Source organism: Leptothoe spongobia TAU-MAC 1115 (genome assembly GCF_018739885.1).
Taxonomy (GTDB): domain Bacteria; phylum Cyanobacteriota; class Cyanobacteriia; order Phormidesmidales; family Phormidesmidaceae; genus Leptothoe; species Leptothoe spongobia.
The window spans coordinates 81765-99444 of record NZ_JADOES010000016.1 but is presented as its reverse complement, the minus strand read 5'-3'; the positions used below and the strand labels follow the sequence as shown (position 1 = coordinate 99444).

Genomic DNA, 17680 nt, shown 5'->3' with positions numbered 1-17680 from the left:
GAAGGGTTCAATAACCGAGTCAAAGTTCTAAAACGGCGATGCTATGGCATCTTTAATGTAGACCACATCTTTCAACGATTCTCTCTCGATATCAATGGCTATGAGTGGTTCCCAGCACCCTAAACACTATATCTAGTAACAACTACGGGAATTACAGGAGAGCCAAATTACCTTTATGAGAATTATTGCACCTGACGATCCTTCTACCCTCCAAATCTATACCGGTTACTTATTCACGACCCCTAACCGCCCTGCACCTGGGCAAGATGTGACCCATACATTCACTGGATTCTTCGAAGCATTTGCCGGGACGGGTGCCGTAGCAGAAAGAATCTTATATGGCTGGCTGGCTTCGATCAGCGTGATTAGTTGAAAAAAACGACTTTGTCTAACCCATCTAAACATGTAAGCCTGTATGACCAACAGTGATGAACATACTGACATCAGCTCTGTTCGCAATCAGCGAGATTTACAGGTGAGTTATACCACCACTGTCTGAACCCACCTGACATTTGCTGACATCAGCATTACTCAAAGAGCTGACATTTGCTGTAACGACAGCCTCATCCTTCTTCCGTAGCATCAAACTATAGCTGATGGGAGAAGGATGAGCCTCATCCTTCTTCCGTAACATCAAACTGTAGCCGATGGAAGAAGGATTGAGTATGCTGATGCCCCAGTCGTGCCAGTTACCTGTTTCAGAACAGTCTCCCAAACCACAGTATTCTGCGGGCTCTCAATGCGCCCCCCCCTCCACCGACCCCTATGACCTTAATATCCAAACCCAGGCCCTCAATGATCTCGCCTCGGTTCTAGTCAAGCCAGATACCAGTGTCAGGTTTGCACTACCCAGTGTAGATAATCCCTGGCTGGCAGCAGCAGGAGCCGTGGGCCACGCATTGGGCATCGACATTCATCCACCTAAAGTCCAGATAGCATCGCCAGCCGCGATCGCAACTGCCTCTCGGATCCATATTCGTCAGGTCCAGTTAGAGCCTGGCTGGTGGCAGGCTGATTTAGGACCACTGCTGGGTAGCATGGACCAACACCCCGTGGCCTTGTTACCCATCCGCCCTGGCCGTTATCAGATATTCGATCCACAGCTGCAAAGACACATCCCCTTGACAGCCACTCAGGCCCAACAAATTGATCCCATCGCCTATATCTTGTACCGGTCCTTTCCAGATCGAGTAATGCGCGGTTGGGATGTGTTGAAATTTGCCCTGCGGGGACAACAATCTGCGCTCCTCACCATTGCAGGCAGCGGTCTAATTATGGCATTGCTGGGAGTGTTGACTCCAGTAGCCACCGGTCTATTAATCGACCAGGCTATTCCCAATAGCGATCGCAACCTGCTTTTTCAGCTGGGTGCTGGTCTCCTCCTGGCCAGCCTTGGTATTGTCGTCTTTCAGCGCGTGCAAAGAGTTGCCCTACTGCGGTTTCAGAATAGTCTGGATACAGCCACCCAGTCTGCCCTATGGGACCGACTATTAAAGCTACAGCCCGCTTTTTTTCGGAACTATACCAGCGGTGATTTAAAGAATCGGGTGTTAGCCATCAGCCAAATTCGTCATCGATTAGGAGGGGCCACCCTATCCACTTTTTTAACCGGTCTCTTTGCCCTGCTAAATGGCGGCATCCTGTTTGTCTATAACGCCCGACTGGCCTTATTAGCCATGGCATTAGCCCTGATCTCGTTTGTGATTACAAACCTGATTCGCTTACCCATTAGTCACAAATTTCGAGCCTTAAAACAGCTCGAAGGAGACCTATTTGGCACCATGGTTCAAATTATGGAAGGCATTGCCAAAATTCGGGTAGCCGGGGCGGAACATCGGGCCTTTGCCTACTGGGCTAGCCAATATCGACAACGGCTAAAACTCACCCTCGATAGTCAACGTTTAGAAGATTATTTGCGAGTCTTTAATCAGACCTTACCCAGCCTGAGTTTAATCTTATTTTTTATCGCCGTGGCTAGCCTACAGACAACAGAAGTGGGTGCCACCAATACCCTCTCTACAGGAGCATTTCTAGCCTTTAATACCGCCTTTGGCATGTTTATTGGCGGCACCACCGACTTAAGTGAAGCCCTGTTACAACTGTTGGAGGCCGGTATTCTGTGGGAGCGCACCCAACCGATTTTGCAGGCTGAACCTGAGGTGAATAACACTAAAGCCCACCCTGGTGAACTGACCGGGCATTTATTTTTAGACCGTGTGACCTTTCGCTATTGTGCCGATGGTCCACTAATCTTAGACCGAATCACCCTGGAAGCAAAACCAGGAGAATTTATTGCCATTGTCGGTCCCTCCGGCAGTGGAAAGTCCACACTACTGCGCCTGATGCTGGGGTTTGAATGGCCCGAGTCGGGCGGTGTCTTTTACGACCACCAAGCCCTATCTGGCCTGGATGTAGCCGCCGTGCGACGACAGTTAGGCGTGGTGCTACAAAACGGCCATATTAATAGCGGGTCTATTTTTGACAATATTGCAGCGGGCTCTCTAGCAACCCGTCAAGATGTTTGGCAGGCAGCTCGACTAGCAGGTCTAGCAGAGGATATTGAGGCCATGCCCATGGGGCTACATACCCACGTTTCCGCCGCAGGAGCCAATCTCTCAGGCGGACAGCGACAGCGGCTACTGATTGCCCGTGCCTTGATTTTGCAACCTAAAATTTTGTTACTAGACGAAGCTACCAGCGCTCTAGACAATTGTACCCAGGCAACAGTACGCCAAAATTTAGAACAGTTGAAAATTACTCGGGTTGCGATCGCGCATCGCCTCAGCACTATCCGCCATGCTGATCGTATTTATGTGTTAGACAAAGGCCAGATTATACAGCAGGGCAGTTTTGAAGAATTATCGCAGCAGCCAGGATTGTTTCAGGTCCTTATGAGTCGACAACTCACCTGAAGCAAAGGCGGAAGGCGGAAGGCGAAAGGATGAAACGCTCTAAACCTCACCCACCCTCTCACCCATCCACCCTCTCACCCATCCACACCCCTACTCCCCCACACTTCCATGCTTGAACAAAACACCCACCTCTTCCGCAAACAATCTCTAGAGCGCCTACAGTCTCCTGAAAAACTAGATCAGGCGATTCAGCTAGTCAAACCCAAAGACTGGCTTCCGCTGGGCATGATGACGCTACTACTAGGCGCGGGAGCAGCCTGGAGTCTGTTGGGTAAAATGCCGATGACGGTGAACGGTCAGGGGATTTTACTGGACCCTCATCAGGTGGTCCCCCTGCAGTCTCCCATTTCAGGGCAGCTAGAGTCTTTGCCAATTACGGCAGGACAATGTGTAACTAAAGGAGAGTTGCTGGCCACCATTAACCCAACGGGCCTGAATCAGCAGCTGGAGCAACAACAGAAGAAACATACCCAGTTGCAACAGCAGTTTTATCAGGCCGAGCTGGTGCGCACCCAGAGAACAGGGTTGGCTCGGGCAGAAATGGCAACCCAGCGTTTGGGGCTGACGCAACAGCTAAGTAATGTAGAATCGTTAACGCCAGTACTAAACCATCAGGGCATTTTGGCACTGGAGCAACAGCGGGCTAATTTACAACAGCAGCTACAGGATACCCAGGAACTCACACCAGTTTTAGAACAGCGGCTCCAGAGTCGTCAGGCCTTAGCTAAGGCCGGAGCGGTGGCACCGGATATGGTGTTACAGGCGGAGCAAGATCATCGGCAAAATCTACATCGGTTGGGGGATCTGAGGGCTCAGCTACAGCAATTAGACTTACAAATGGTGGAGGCCCGGCAACAGCATTTAGATAATCTGAATCAGATTTCCCAGGTGCAGGCAAATTTACAGGCTCTGGAGACCCAGGAAAAACAGCTGGAACAGGATAATCTGACAGTAGTGCAACAGTATGAACAAGAGATCCAGGCAGGAGAACAACAGATTGCTCAGCTGCAGCGACAGGTGACTGAAAATAGTGAAATTAGGAGTCCCCAGGCGGGCTGTATTGTGGAGACCACGGCCACAGCTGGACAGGTAGTGACCCCAGGGATGGCCCTGGGGCGGTTGCAGGCGATGGATCCAGACCAGACATTACCAGACACTGGGGTGATTTATTTTGCGGTGGCCCAGGGGAAACGGATTCAACCGGGGATGGAGATTATGGTAACGCCGGATACGGTGAAGCGTGAAAGGTTTGGCAGTATTCGGGGTGTGGTAACAGCGGTGTCGCCATTGCCGGTGTCTCGTGAGGGGGCAGTTGCAACGGTGGGTAATCCGGAGATGGTGGATACGCTAATGGCGTCAGGGAGTGGGCATCTGGCGGTGACGGTGGAGCTGGAAACGGATGGGGAGACATCGAGTGGCTATGGTTGGTCGTCTTCTCTAGGGCCTGAGGAATCGTTGACGTTGGGAACGACGTTGACGGCACGGGTGACGGTGGAGGAACGGGCTCCGATTACGTTTTTGATGCCGATTTTGCGGGAGTGGGTTGGGGGATAAGGTTTGGATTCTCGTAGGTTAGGTTAATTCTTCTCCAATACCTTTCACTCTCTACGAAATCTCCCATCAACTCAACAATCCAACATTTTGCCCACTGACATTCTCCAACAGCTTTTACAAAATACCAGACTTTTTCTGTAATGACAATCGAGATCAGGCTGCTTACAGTAGTGATATGAGATGGCAAGAACAACATTTTTGCTGATCTCAGCTAACGAATCGTTAGCCCATTGTTGATTACATTAGACATAACTCCCATGAAAAATCTACAAACCAAACAATCTCAACAGACTACGCTCCCTACAGAGCCTATCCAAAAACTCTCTGATGAGGACCTGGCTCTGATCGCTGGTGGCCGAGGCAAAGAAGATGATGAACCTATAGGTGAAGGTTAATTCATTACGATATCTCTGTTGAAGTAGTGCGATCGCAGTCAAGCAACTGTTAGTCTGGGTGCGATCATTATTCTCGAAACCAAGTTGTTTATTACACAAGAAAACATACTCATGAAAAACACAAATCCTGTACAGTTTCAGACTACGCTCCCTACAGAGTCTATCCAAAAACTCTCTGATGAGGACCTAGCTCTTATCTCTGGTGGTCGAGGCAAAGAAGATGATGAGCCTATTACTGATTAACCCACTACGATATCTCTTCTGAAGTTATGCGATCGCATCCGATACAATCATTTGAATTAGATGCGATCGCTATTCCTACCAATTATGAAACCTCGTAGGTTGGGTTACCCCTCCTCCAATATCTTTCACTCCCTGCGAAATCTCCCATTAACCCAACGTTTCAACATTTTTCGCCCATAAAACGATCCCGTCGCCAATGGTGTTATCCATTGAGGGTGGTATTTTTGAGATGGCGAGAGGCTTTGTCAACGTTGGGTTTTCGAGAGCAAAAGGGTTTGGTGGAGTGGCAAGGGAAATGTCAACCCAACCTACGGGTTAACGATGAGATCGCATCTGTCCCAACTATAACAAACAGCAAGATCATACTGTTCAACCCGTCCGAAATCAAAAGTATCCTATCTATGTTTAAAACTAACCGTATCAACAGGTCTATAAACAAACAATTAATTCAACTATCTCGACGGTTGACCAGCTCCCTCAGCCTGCTTTTACTCCTGGGACCTTTGAGTACGATAACCCTGTCACAGGAGACTATCCACACCAGTTCTGAACATGTGCTTGACTGTAGGGCAGAACAAAATTTCAACCTACAAAGGGTGATTTATAATCTTGAGGAACAGGCTGATTATGCCCGACGCTCTAACCGAATCGAACAGTCCATTCAAACCTTCAGCCAACTGCTACTTGCCATAGACGCTATCGAAGATGATTATCTAAAAGCTCAGATATTCGCTGAACGCATCTATGGCGATATTTTAGCGGGGGAGATCATCCGGGGAGAGTTCAAGCGCCCCCTATTGCCAGCCATTGTTACCCAGGCCATGGCCGATGGACAGACAGATAAAGTAAACAATTTACTTGCTCAGGTTCTCCAGGTAACCCATTCTCTAACGGAAAATGCCGCTGCCTTACAAGCTGCAGAATTAACAGAAATTGCCAAAGCCCACCGCCAATTACAACACCCTGAACAAGCTTTGGCCATACTGCATCAGGCCCAATCCAAAGCTAACACCGGTTTAGTCGCACCCACATATAAAACTCTGTTGTTGCCCCGCATAGCTCAAGAATATCTGATGCTTCAAGAGCGCGATCAGGCACTCATTGTTCTTTCCCAGGCACTTCAGGCAGCCGAGGTAATCCCCTCTGACAACTCAGTAGTCGGCGTTAATCCATCGGCTCAGATCGTGCCAATTGTGACCGGCTATGTTGAGGCGAATGCCCTTGATCGCGCCTTTGACGCAGCGCAACAGATTCCAGATGTGTTATTCCAGGGGACTGCGCTCTCAATTCTGGTAGAACATTATCTACAAATCGGTCAGTCTGGCCTCGCGCTCCAGATGGCAGAGACCATTGAGCACCCAACTTCTCAGGCCAAAATGCTGGCCACGGTGGCAGGTGCCTATGCCCAGGCTAATCAAATCGAGCAGGCAGAGAGATTGTTCAATCGTGCCATTGCCGTTGCCCAAACAGAGTCTAATGAGCCGAGTCGCGACTCGGCTCTGGCGCAGACTAGTCTGGCCTATGCCAGGGCCGGTCAACCCGATGCAGCGCTTACAGTTGCATCAACCATTGTGGATAGTAACGCCCAGGTTACAGCACTGGCCGGTATCGCCTCCCAATATGTTGAGATTGGGAGGCCTGCAAATGCTGCGCAGGTGCTTTCTCAGGTAATTGCCACCGTCCAGGCGCTAGACACCGAAGACTACTATGCCCTGCAAGCCAGGGTCTATAACAACTATATCAAGGCACAACGCTATGGACTGGCCTTGCAGGCAATCCTAGGATTTCACGGTCACTCCCATGAGCTCAGTAGCCGGTTGAATGTTTTTATTGAGGAAGCTGTTGCAGCAGGCGACTATGGGGTGGCTTTTCGTGCGATCGCAGCCATACCTACCTATCAGACCAGTGATAAAGATCTTGGCTTACATCGCATTGCCGTAGCCTATATTCAGGCAGGTGACTCTCCCCGTGGGTTACATACAGCTGCCATGATCACAGACCCTAGTAGCCGTATCAGCACCTTGACCGCCATGGTTAATGCCTATGTTGAGGCAGACCAAACCGATGCCGCCATGGACGTATTGGAGCAAGCCATGGACCTATTCCATAGCACCTCATTTGCCATATCTGGAGCCCACATTCAAGCCTTGACGGAGCTGTCTATTCAGTCTGTTCAGCTGGGTCTTACCGAACAGGCAACAGATCTGCGCCAACAAGCATTGCAACAGCTACAAACCGATGCGTCTCTAGAGCATGGGAGCGATCCGGACAGCATACATATGGTGGACCAGTTATTGAGCGGGATGGTTATACAATATCTGACAGCAGGGCAATACGAAGTAGCCCTTGAGGTGGTGCAAGCAATTGATACACCAAAGCGTTTAGGACATTTGCAACAAGTATTGAGTTGGGCCATTCCCGCTAAACGCTACGCCGTAGCCTCTGACGTTATCCAAGCCATACCGTCTCCAGAGGAGAAAACTGATGCCATCTATAGGCTGGCCGAACATTTTAATCGCACCGGGCAGCGCACCCGCTTGCTGGAAACCCTGGCCCTAGCCTTTGACACTGCCCAGACGATTGACAACCCGTCTGATCCTACTCAAATGCCAAAATGGACGACATTTTCACTGCGAAGTGACTTTTTGACAACTATCGCCCTTGACTATGCCCGAGCAGGCTACATTGACCAAGCGATTGACGTGGCTGAGACAATTGAAGAGAGCGCTAGCCGTGAGTCACTAGTCCAGCGGATTCAATGTTATGTCCCTGCGGCAGAGTAAGATCTACCCCTGACATTATCAGACTATACATAAAAACAGACAATTATCACCGTCAAAAGACCTGACGTTTACTGTAACGACAGCTGCCAGCATCAGCTTTATTGTTAAGCATAAAGCAATTGACAACAGCGGGTCAGGTCTATGTCGATAAACTTAGAAACATTTTTTATAAAACTCTTGATTTGGCTGGCAATTGAGATTGTGCTTAATCTGGTTGGTCTCGACAATCTCGCAGATTACAGTGAGTTCATTTTTAATCAAATAGAGAAACAGCATAGCAGCCTGTCCCATAGCAACATCACCCTGGTCACTACCTATTCAGCATAATACGTTTAAGAGAGAACTGTTCATGTCAGCTAACTTCCCAGACATCCAAAATCATTGGACCCAACCCTCTATCAACCAGCTCAGCCAACGTAACCTGGTTGAGGGCTATCCCGATGGTAGCTTTCGGCCAGAACGAACAATAAGTCGTGCGGAATTTTCGGCCCTGATCAACAGGATCTTTCCTTATCTGGATAATGTTCGCGATTTTATGCGCTTTAAAGATGTCCCAGATGAGCATTGGGCATTTGGAGCGATTCAGTTTGCCTATCAAAGAGGATTTTTAGTGGGTTATCCGGAGCAGTTATTTAAGCCGGATGCTCCCATGCCCAGGGTACAGGTAATTGCCGCAATGGCTAGTGGGTTACGCTACCCGGTGCCAGAGCAGGGAGATACTCTATTAACGCAATATTTTGATGATGTCTCAGAGATTCCTGATTATGCGGTGGATGCGATCGCAGCTGCAACCCAGCAGCGCTTAATCATTAACTACCCCCAGGTGCGACAACTACGGCCTAACCAAACCATTACCCGTGGTGAACTCACAACTCTACTGTGCCGCGCGCTGAGGATTTATTCAGTACCGGATACTTATATTGTGCCTGCCCCCCCCTTAGCAAGTGATGCCGATAGCCATATAACAGTCTCACCAGAGTTTTCGAGCATTGATACCTTCAGTGAAGGTCTGGCCAGGGTTTTCTCTAGCGACAAATCTGGGTTCATTGATCTTGAGGGCACCTTACAAATCTCTCTAGACACCGTCCCACACACATCTTTTTCTGAAGGCTTAGCCACTGTAAAAGTCAGAGACAAGATTGGCTATATCGACAAAACAGGTGAGATGGTGATTCAGCCACAATTTATTGATGCAAAACCATTTCAATCAGGGAGAGCGGTTGTCGCCATCAAAACGCCTGATTCTCCCAGGGAAAAGTACGGCTATATCAATCGCAATGGCGAATTTATTATTGAGCCCCAATTCAGGCGAGCTGACTCGTTTGAGGATGGGCTGGCTAGAGTGGAACGACGTGTCGATGGCATCTTTGAATATGGGTTTATCAATACCGCAGGGGAAATGGTGATTCGCTTGACAAGAAGGGTTAGCTACTTTCATGAAGGCCTGGCCTACTTTCAGGCAGACAATGCCAAATATGGCTACATCGACCAAAAGGGAACTGTCGTCATCCAACCTCAGTTTGAGGGGGCTGATCCATTTTCAGAAGGTCGAGCCTGGGTTTACACCAAATCTACTACCCCTCTAGGCGGCAGGAGGCTTTGCATTGATCGCTCTGGTCAGGTGATTAACTCAACGCTTTTCGAACGGGTAGAAGCATTTGCGGACGGACGGGCTCGCGCCTGTGTGGATGGCCAATGTGGTTACCTGAATCGAGACGGAGAATTCTCACTAGAATTTAATGATATTCGTCCATTTTCTGAGGAATTAGCTGCCGTCAGAATCGGTGACAAACAGGGCTTCATCGATCGTGACTACAATCTTGTTATCCCGGCCCAGTACGATGTCGTCTATGACAGATATAAACGGTTATCGTCCACATGTGATTTCTCGGAAAACCGGGCCCTTGTTTTTCAAGCTGGAAAATATGGCTATATTGACAGCGCTGGGAACCCAGTGATTGCCCCCCAGTTTGATTGGGCACTCCCTTTTTCAGAAGGCCTGGCGGCTGTGCGGGCTGGTGACAAGGAATACTATATTGATAAAAATGGAGATATAGCTTTTTATTCCCAGTTTCCTCGACCCAAGACAGGTCGCAACACACCACTACCATCGTTTGTCAATGGCCTGGCTGTGATGGAGGTTGATGGCTGGTTTGGCTATATTGATAACACAGGCAAATCTGTTATTCCGGCTCAGTTCAGCCAGATAAGAACTCGCTCTGATGGATTTATTCAAGTCAATCTGGGCAGCAAACTGGTGTGTAGAGAGACTGGGGGTGACTCTCCTCAGAATCGCTGTCGATTTAAAGGGGGCAAGTGGGGATTGCTGTGACCCTAAAAATAATAGGTCTGATAGGTTGAAATATCTAGAACGATATTTATTATCCCCATTGAACTAGAAAACATAAAACAAATTGAAAGAGGTACACTGATGGACCCTAATCGTAAGAAACAAACACTGACTACCGGTGTTCGTTTGGGGATGCTGTTAGAGAATTCTCTGATTGAACCCACACCCATTACTAGCCATACTCAAGCAAGTTGTAACCAGGCCCAACTTTTCAACATTGTGGATTTGATTGCGCAACAAAGAATGCAAACAGCACAACAGCAGTTAAACCAACTGTTGGATACTATCAATAGCTCCACTGACTCCGATGCGATCACTCACTTAATTTTTGCCCGTGCTCTGGCAGAGCATCTCTCCGATGAGGTGGCCGACAAAGCCAACCTTTATCTAAAACCCTATGAAATTCCTCAAATTCAACTATTTAATCTGCTAGCGAACCAAGTACCTTTAGTCTCATTGATCAGCCAACTGGCAATAGGCTTACTCATCGATGCCTGCGATGGACGTGATGAGATCACCCTGGTTGACATTGGCATTGGTACCGGGAGGCAAATGGTTGCACTGCTTCACCAGCTAGCCAATCGGGCTAGAAGACTCCAACGGATTCACATTATCGGTATAGAACCCTCAGAAGAAAGTTTATCTTTGGCTAAACAAGCGATCGCAACAGCCGCCCAGCAGCTAGAGCTAGAGGTCACCTTTACCGAATTTTGCAACGGTATTGAAAATCTCGATAATCAAGATTGGCAACACCTGAGAGATCGATGTGATAGTCCAATTATCAACGCTTCGTTTGCCTTGCATCATATTCGCGATCAAGCCGGACAAGATGTACGAACAGTGATGCTACAGCGATTGCATCAGCTCAATCCAACACTCATTGTATTGGCGGAGCCCAATACCGATCACCTGGAGTCAGACTTCCGCATTCGGTTTCAAAACTGCTGGCGTCATTACAGTAATGTCTTTAAAATGATCGATGCCCTGGCAATCGATCAGCAAAGCAAAGCTGGTTTAAAAACTTGTTTCTTTGGTCGCGAAGTGGTCGATGTTCTCAAAGCTGATAACACGGCCCGCATTGAACGTCACGAAACCGCTCAATCCTGGGTTAATCGACTGAAACAGAGCGGTTACACATTGAAACTCCCCTACATTGATGACCTGTTCAACTCGTCCATATTCACTATTCAAACGCATGCTGATCACTACCTCAACTTTGACTATAACGGTGTGCCACTGGTTTCACTGATTTGTGCCCACGCTTAACAAGCTCAGCAATTGTTAACTGTCATTTGCATCAAGGACTCACAAGCATGGAACTTTTTCAAACAATTCAAAGTTCAGATCACGAACAGGTTTTGTACTGTCACGATAGCGCCACAGGGCTCAAAGCCATCATCGCCTTACACGACACCACACCTGGGCGAGCTATGGGGGCTACGCGTCTCTGGCCCTATACCGATGAAGCCAATGCCCTGCAAGACGTTTTGCGTCTGAGTCGAAGCATGACCGATAAGGCCACTTGTGCCAATATTCCGGTCGGGGGGGCTAAGGGTGTCATTATTACCCATCCTGAAGCCAAAACAGACGCCTTACTCAAAGCCTACGCTCGCTTTGTCGATAGCCTGGGTGGTCGATTTGTCACTGGGCAAGACGTTAACCTGAGTGCTCAAGATGTGCGTACCATGAATCAGATCACGAATCATGTGGTCGGGGTACACGAAAAAGGAGGAGGGCCTGCGATCGCAACCGCTCAAGGTGTTCTACTGGGCATCACAGCAGCAGTGGAATTTCGGTGGCAGTCACCAACGCTTAAAGGCTTAAAAGTCGCAGTGCAAGGCTTAGGCAATGTGGGCCAGGCCCTCTGTCATTATCTATCAGAACAGGGCGCTCAGCTTTTTGTGAGTGATTTAGATAGCCAAAAAACGGCCTGGATACAACAGCGCTATCAAGCGACCGTTGTTCCCGCCAGCCAAATAACAGCACTAGACGTTGATGTCTTTTCACCTTGTGCATTAGGTGGTGTAATTAATCAATCTACATTACCAAGCATCAAAGCCCCGATTATTGCCGGTTGTGCAAACAACCAGCTAGCAAATACAGATCGAGATGCAGCATTACTTAAGCAGCAAGAAATTCTTTATTGCCCTGATTTTGTCATTAATGCGGGTGGACTGATCAATGTCTACCATGAATTAATTGGGTATCAAACAGCTAGGGTCAATAATCATATTCATGGTATTTATGACACATTATTAGAGATTTTCAATTGTGCTAGAGATACCAATATCTCCACTGTTGAGGCAGCCCAACAAGTAGCCAGTACTCGACGAATACAAAATCAGCATCGTACGGCCTAGAACATTGTCAATTTACAGGAACAACTTCTACGGAGAAAAATGTTAGCTTACAAAAAATACGAATCCACAAAAACCTTAAAACCACATTCTCAAGCAGCCTTTCAACTGCCAATGTCAAAGGTTATTGAAACGAGTAAAGAGGATTTGGAAGCGATCATAGGTGGAATACAAGACGACGGTGGGTGCCCTCCTTGGATGTGTGGCTTAAATCATAATGAAATCGTAACGAATACGGCTCAACCTGAATCACAAACAATCGTTGATCTCTCTGAAAAAGATTTGGCTGCGATCTCAGGCGGAACACAAGGCGACGGAGGCTGTCTACCTTGGGACTGCGGCCAAAATCACAATGAAACGATGACCGATACTGTAGTCGCCACTCAAACTAAATTAGATAAAGTTGTTGACCTCTCTGCAAAAGATTTAGCTAAGATTGCGGGAGGAACACGAGGCGACGGAGGTGGCTGTAACCCCTGGGACTGTGGTCATAATCATAATGAAACGATGAGTAATACTGAAGCTGTTTTCAATGCCAAATCAGACAAAAGGGTTGAACTTTCTACAGAAGAACTGACTAGTATCTCAGCAGGTTCACAAAGTGATGAAAACTTTATGCCTTGGGAATGTGGTCATAATCATAATGAAGTGATGAGGGGGATCAACTCAAAGCAGGACGTTCTCCCAAGGGTAGAACACAGAATACAGAATACAGAATACAGTTCCTTACTGGCTAATGAAACGGTGGTACCTGTTACTTACTTCAAGCCCCAGAAGCCTTTTGAAATTAGCGAGAATAATCTAGAGATGATCTCAGCCGGTACTCAGGGTGGTAGTGAGTGCCCTCGGTGGGCCTGTGGTGGCAATCACAATGAAATCGTAATGAATGCGGATGTGTCTCAACCTGAATCATCAACCACCGTTTGCCTGTCCGAAAAAGACTTGCCCACGATCACAGGCGGAATGCAAGATGACGGTAGTTGCCTTCCTTGGATGTGTGGCTCAAACCACAATGAAACTGTAACAGATGCGTCTCAACCTGAATCACAAAAAATCGTTGATCTTTCTGAAAAAGAGTTGGCTATAATCGCGGGCGGAACTCGAAGCGACGACGGCAACTGTATGCCTTGGGAATGTGGTCAGAACCATAATGAAACATTAGTCAATACTGTAGTTGCTACTCAAACTAACTTAGACAAAGTTGTTGATCTCTCTGAAAAGGATTTGGCTGCGATCGCAGGCGGAACACGAGGCGATGGAGGTTGTCTGCCTTGGGAATGTGGTCATAATCATAATGAAACGATGAGTAATACTGAAGCTGTTTCTCAGGCGCAATCAGACAAAACCGTTGAGCTTAGTGAGAAAAACTTGAATGCGATCTCAGCTGGAATCCGATATCAGCCAGAAGATGAATGTACTAACATTTCCAATTGTGGTGCAAATCATAATGAGACAATCTTATCCGTCATTAGGGAACGCTTGGGGAACGCCTGGTTTAATAGAGTCAGCACACCCCCGGCAAAGCCGGTGGCTTGATGAATAGGACCGCCTCAAAGGCGGGTGTCCTTGCCGGGAGTGCTCTATCCCTGCCAGACGTTACTCCGGCTTGATGGGTTAGAATTGACCGCTCTTATCCGCAATATCCTGGTCTCGGATATAACGTTTCACAACCTCTAACTCAAACCCCACTGTCGAGACCGCATACCCCCTTGCCCAAAACGCTTCTCCACTGAAATTGCGCGCTTTTCCTTTGAATTGCCTTGCTATCGCGATGGCACTCTTGCCTTTAAGAAACCCGATCACCGACGCGACAGAGTACTTTGGTGGGATCTCAATACACATATGCACATGATCCGGCATCAGATGCCCCTCAACGATCCGACACTCTTTCTGGCGGGCCAATTCATGAAATATTGGCCCAAGAAACTTACGAATTTCTCCAAACATCACCTTCCGCCGATATTTCGGCACAAACACAACATGGTAGGTGCAGTCCCACTTTGAATGAGACAAGCTTTGATACAATTCCGTCATTGTCTTTTCCTCCTACGGTTCGGCTGATTCAAGCCACCGTGGGAGTTACTTTACTGCTGGAACGCTCAAAGCTTTTCTAGTCTCACTGGTCAAACCAGTGGCTTCCCTCAGTTATGTAGTGAACTTATTGCTTTTAATCAGACTTGTGCTAAGTCAGTTGTGAGGCTCAAACCCACGCCGGGTTCAAAACCCAGCGCTAATTGAGGGCTGTCCACTAAAGGGACAAGTTAGCTGAAAGGCTCTGAATATGAGCTTTCAGCGATCTTCAACCCCTTTAGTGGGTTTTGATTTTCAGATCTTGCACTAATGTTGGTTATGAGGCTTAAACCCACGCCAGGTTCAAAACCCAGCGCTAATTGGTGCTGTCTGCTAAAGCGACAAAACCACTCATGCTATTTGGGATCGACTATAAGTTACGAACCTCTTTTAGTGGGTTTTGATCCAGTTAGCCTTGCGACTTTGAGTCCAAGGCGGGTTGACGCTTCCTCGCCAGGTGCAAGATCTGAGTTTTTGATTCAGTCTGACATTACCTAATATCCCTCTTAAAACACTAGACGTTTTCTGTAACGGCAATTCATAAAGCCAGAAACCTTTAATTCGGTGCGTTACTAACAGCACCCTACGCTAATGCTGACATTGTCTGGCAATCCTCCTAAAATACCAGACATTTCCTGTAACGACAATTCGTGAAGCCAGAGACCTTTGATTCGGTGCGTTATTAACAGCACCCTACGCTAATGTTATCTCTCTAAAACACCAGACATTTACTGTAATGACAACCCATAACTTTCTTCATAACGTAGAAAACAGTAATCTTGCTGAAACAACTATGGCTCCCCATCAATCTTCCCTTGAACCGAGGCAAGTTATCCAACTCACAGGCAACAGTAAACGCCATTATATCCGTACCCTATTCGATAATATCTCCACTCGCTACGACTTTCTCAGAACCATCGTCTTTCTCGGTCACACCAGCCTCTGGTACCGTCAGGCTCTGAGCGATTTAACCCCACAACCAGGCGACAGAATGCTCGATATCGGCTGTGGTACAGGAGAATCCACCCGTTACCTGAGCCGGAAATATCCAGCCGCCCACATCGAGGGCATGGACCTCTCTCCAGGAATGCTGGCTGAAGCTCGCCGACTGGACCCCCAAGGCACCTACTTCGAAGGTGACGTCTGTGGCCTGGATTGTCCCGATGCCAGCTATGACTGGGTGATCACCACATTCACCTTTCGCAATTTTCCAGACCGAGAACAAGCCCTCACCGAAATGCTGCGAGTCCTATGCCCCGGTGGACACCTACTCATCCTGGATCACTTCTATCCCCAATCTCCTCGCTGGTGGCAACAACTCTATACCCTCTGGATGCGCCGCGTAATGCCTGAACTATTACGCCCTTTTATCGAAGATGTTACCCCCTATCGCTACCTGGCAGAAAGCATCATTAACCAACTGAAGATTAATGACTTTGCCTGTCTACTCAATAGTTTTAATGCCGAGGTCACTCAAACAAATACCTATACAGGAGGTGCCGCAGGCCGACTCATTGCTATCCGCAAACCAGAAAAATCCGAAGGAAGGTAAACGAAAAATGGTCAGTATCTCAAGTGTTGTACAGATGCCGCCACGCCAGCGATTGCGGCATAAACTAGAATTCTTCTTTGATCATGAAATTCATCAGCTGCCACCTGCCGCTAAAGCTAAAATCATCCGTATTCAGGTGGACATCGATCGGTTAGATCCCCTAGGTTGGTTGTCACAACAAACTGCTGAAATCAAAACTTATTGGTCTGATCGAGAGGGTCGATTCGATATGGCAGGTGTAGGGGCAACCGATATATTGCATAGCCAATCCACCCCCGATTTCTCGACAGTGTTCTCCCATATGCAGCAGCGATTACCGGCAAACGCCTCGGTTCGTTACTATGGTGGCTTTAGCTTTCAGCCAGGATCTTCGCTGGCACAGCAATGGCAAGAATTTGGCACCTATCGTTTTGTGGTACCTCAGTTTGAAGTGTACGCTGCCGCAGGAAAAACTTATCTGGCCTGTAATTTTCTACTATCTGAGGATTTGCCTTACCCACAGCAACTGGCTGCTCTCTTAAACCAGCTAAATCAGCTTTCCTTTACGCCAGAGAAACCATCCCTAAGGCTGCCCAAGGTGATCAACCGTCAAGATTTCCCTAGCCAATGGGGCTGGCAAACGATGCTGAAAAAGGCATTAAACACTCTGCAAAAAGACATTCTGGCAAAAATTGTCCTGGCACGCCGTTCTGATTTCCTATTTTCTCAAAAGGTTGAGCCGTTGTCGTTATTGATGGCCATACAGCAAGGCCATACTCGTCTATTTCGCTTTTGCTTTCAACCTCAGGCAGGTAAGGCGTTTATAGGGGCCTCGCCCGAACGTCTTTATCATCGACTAGGCTGCTTATTGCAAACTGAAGCAATTGCCGGCACCCGCCCACGGGGACAGTTCCTGGCTGACGATCAGAGTCTGGGACAGGACCTGCTAACCTCCGAGAAAGATAATCGGGAACATCAATTTGTGGTCCATAGCCTGCGAGAGTCGCTCTCCCAGCTCTGTAAGTTGGTGGGTCTAGATCAAGCCCCCGCACTTTTGAAATTAAGCCAGGTACAACATTTACACACGGCGTGTAATGGTATTTTGGTCGATGGGGTCGATGATGGGAAAATCTTATCGTCACTACATCCTACCCCCGCTGTCGGTGGGTATCCCAAACAACCGGCACGAGAAGCCATTGAGCAACTGGAACCGTTTGAACGAGGTTGGTATGCGGCCCCTGTGGGCTGGGTTGGCCATGATAACACTGAATTTGCGGTGGCCATTCGCTCAGGGTTAGTCGTCAACGATCAGCTTTCCCTGTTTGCCGGGGCAGGTATTGTACCAGGCTCTAAACCTAGAGATGAATGGCAAGAGATTGAAAATAAGATACGTGCGTTTACCACGGTATTGAACCCTGGACAAAACAAGCGTAGACCATTACCAATCGACTCTAAAATTGAATCTAAAATTGTTTAAGCTTACCG

The 17680-nt window shown here is 48.0% G+C and carries 14 protein-coding genes; 12 read left to right on the top strand and 2 right to left on the bottom strand.

Going from position 1 to position 17680, the window contains the following annotated elements; translation table 11 throughout:
* Nucleotides 1-175 precede the first annotated feature (175 nt).
* Nucleotides 176-373: a hypothetical protein gene (locus IXB50_RS10380; RefSeq protein WP_215608896.1), complete on the top strand. Its 198-nt coding sequence runs from the start codon at nucleotides 176-178 to the stop codon at nucleotides 371-373.
* Nucleotides 374-469: 96 nt separating this feature from the next.
* On the opposite strand, the gene IXB50_RS10375 is transcribed toward IXB50_RS10380, so the two are convergent.
* Entirely contained in the window at nucleotides 470-634 is a 165-nt protein-coding gene (locus IXB50_RS10375) for a hypothetical protein (RefSeq protein ID WP_215608895.1), read from the bottom strand.
* Between the two features lie 37 nt (nucleotides 635-671).
* On the opposite strand from IXB50_RS10375, the gene IXB50_RS10370 reads away from it, so the two are divergent.
* From IXB50_RS10370 to IXB50_RS10335, 9 genes are all read left to right on the top strand, one after another.
* A complete protein-coding gene (locus tag IXB50_RS10370; protein ID WP_215608894.1) occupies nucleotides 672-2912 on the top strand; it encodes an NHLP bacteriocin export ABC transporter permease/ATPase subunit in 2241 nt (746 codons plus the stop codon).
* Between the two features lie 108 nt (nucleotides 2913-3020).
* Nucleotides 3021-4466, top strand: a complete 1446-nt coding sequence (locus tag IXB50_RS10365) for an NHLP bacteriocin system secretion protein (protein WP_215608893.1) — start codon at nucleotides 3021-3023, stop codon at nucleotides 4464-4466.
* A 257-nt stretch (nucleotides 4467-4723) separates the two neighbouring features.
* A complete protein-coding gene (locus IXB50_RS10360; RefSeq protein ID WP_215608892.1) occupies nucleotides 4724-4861 on the top strand; it encodes a hypothetical protein in 138 nt (45 codons plus the stop codon).
* 111 nt (nucleotides 4862-4972) lie between these two features.
* Nucleotides 4973-5104, top strand: coding sequence for a hypothetical protein (locus IXB50_RS22445; RefSeq protein ID WP_281413265.1), 132 nt, complete (start codon nucleotides 4973-4975; stop codon nucleotides 5102-5104).
* A 503-nt stretch (nucleotides 5105-5607) separates the two neighbouring features.
* Nucleotides 5608-7887, top strand: coding sequence for a tetratricopeptide repeat protein (locus IXB50_RS10355; RefSeq protein ID WP_215608891.1), 2280 nt, complete (start codon nucleotides 5608-5610; stop codon nucleotides 7885-7887).
* Nucleotides 7888-8236: 349 nt separating this feature from the next.
* Complete coding sequence (locus tag IXB50_RS10350; RefSeq protein WP_215608890.1) at nucleotides 8237-10219, top strand: WG repeat-containing protein; 1983 nt, start codon at nucleotides 8237-8239, stop codon at nucleotides 10217-10219.
* 99 nt (nucleotides 10220-10318) lie between these two features.
* Complete coding sequence (locus IXB50_RS10345) at nucleotides 10319-11503, top strand: GRAS family protein (protein WP_215608889.1); 1185 nt, start codon at nucleotides 10319-10321, stop codon at nucleotides 11501-11503.
* A gap of 47 nt (nucleotides 11504-11550) precedes the next feature.
* Nucleotides 11551-12597, top strand: coding sequence for a Glu/Leu/Phe/Val dehydrogenase dimerization domain-containing protein (locus IXB50_RS10340; RefSeq protein ID WP_215608888.1), 1047 nt, complete (start codon nucleotides 11551-11553; stop codon nucleotides 12595-12597).
* A 39-nt stretch (nucleotides 12598-12636) separates the two neighbouring features.
* A complete protein-coding gene (locus IXB50_RS10335) occupies nucleotides 12637-14130 on the top strand; it encodes a hypothetical protein (protein ID WP_215608887.1) in 1494 nt (497 codons plus the stop codon).
* A 78-nt stretch (nucleotides 14131-14208) separates the two neighbouring features.
* Here the strand turns inward: IXB50_RS10335 and tnpA are convergent, their stop codons facing one another.
* On the bottom strand, nucleotides 14209-14628 hold the full coding sequence (tnpA, locus tag IXB50_RS10330; protein ID WP_215608886.1) for an IS200/IS605 family transposase: 420 nt from the start codon (nucleotides 14626-14628) through the stop codon (nucleotides 14209-14211).
* Between the two features lie 772 nt (nucleotides 14629-15400).
* Here tnpA and IXB50_RS10325 point away from each other — a divergent pair.
* Together IXB50_RS10325 and IXB50_RS10320 are read left to right on the top strand one after the other, a co-directional pair.
* A complete protein-coding gene (locus IXB50_RS10325) occupies nucleotides 15401-16216 on the top strand; it encodes a class I SAM-dependent methyltransferase (RefSeq protein ID WP_215608885.1) in 816 nt (271 codons plus the stop codon).
* Between the two features lie 7 nt (nucleotides 16217-16223).
* A complete protein-coding gene (locus IXB50_RS10320; protein ID WP_215608884.1) occupies nucleotides 16224-17672 on the top strand; it encodes an isochorismate synthase in 1449 nt (482 codons plus the stop codon).
* The last annotated feature ends 8 nt before the right edge of the window (nucleotides 17673-17680 follow it).

Excerpts from the sequence above, each read along its gene's own strand:
- IXB50_RS10340 (WP_215608888.1), top strand. The coding sequence starts at position 11,551 with ATGGAACTTTTTCAAACAATTCAAAGTTCAGATCACGAACAGGTTTTG.
- IXB50_RS10345 (WP_215608889.1), top strand. The coding sequence starts at position 10,319 with ATGGACCCTAATCGTAAGAAACAAACACTGACTACCGGTGTTCGTTTG.
- IXB50_RS10325 (WP_215608885.1), top strand. The coding sequence starts at position 15,401 with ATGACAACCCATAACTTTCTTCATAACGTAGAAAACAGTAATCTTGCT.
- IXB50_RS22445 (WP_281413265.1), top strand. The coding sequence starts at position 4,973 with ATGAAAAACACAAATCCTGTACAGTTTCAGACTACGCTCCCTACAGAG.
- IXB50_RS10360 (WP_215608892.1), top strand. The coding sequence starts at position 4,724 with ATGAAAAATCTACAAACCAAACAATCTCAACAGACTACGCTCCCTACA.
- IXB50_RS10320 (WP_215608884.1), top strand. The coding sequence starts at position 16,224 with ATGGTCAGTATCTCAAGTGTTGTACAGATGCCGCCACGCCAGCGATTG.
- IXB50_RS10350 (WP_215608890.1), top strand. The coding sequence starts at position 8,237 with ATGTCAGCTAACTTCCCAGACATCCAAAATCATTGGACCCAACCCTCT.
- tnpA (WP_215608886.1), bottom strand. The coding sequence starts at position 14,628 with ATGACGGAATTGTATCAAAGCTTGTCTCATTCAAAGTGGGACTGCACC.
- IXB50_RS10365 (WP_215608893.1), top strand. The coding sequence starts at position 3,021 with ATGCTTGAACAAAACACCCACCTCTTCCGCAAACAATCTCTAGAGCGC.
- IXB50_RS10375 (WP_215608895.1), bottom strand. The coding sequence starts at position 634 with ATGTTACGGAAGAAGGATGAGGCTCATCCTTCTCCCATCAGCTATAGT.
- IXB50_RS10370 (WP_215608894.1), top strand. The coding sequence starts at position 672 with ATGCCCCAGTCGTGCCAGTTACCTGTTTCAGAACAGTCTCCCAAACCA.
- IXB50_RS10335 (WP_215608887.1), top strand. The coding sequence starts at position 12,637 with ATGTTAGCTTACAAAAAATACGAATCCACAAAAACCTTAAAACCACAT.
- IXB50_RS10380 (WP_215608896.1), top strand. The coding sequence starts at position 176 with ATGAGAATTATTGCACCTGACGATCCTTCTACCCTCCAAATCTATACC.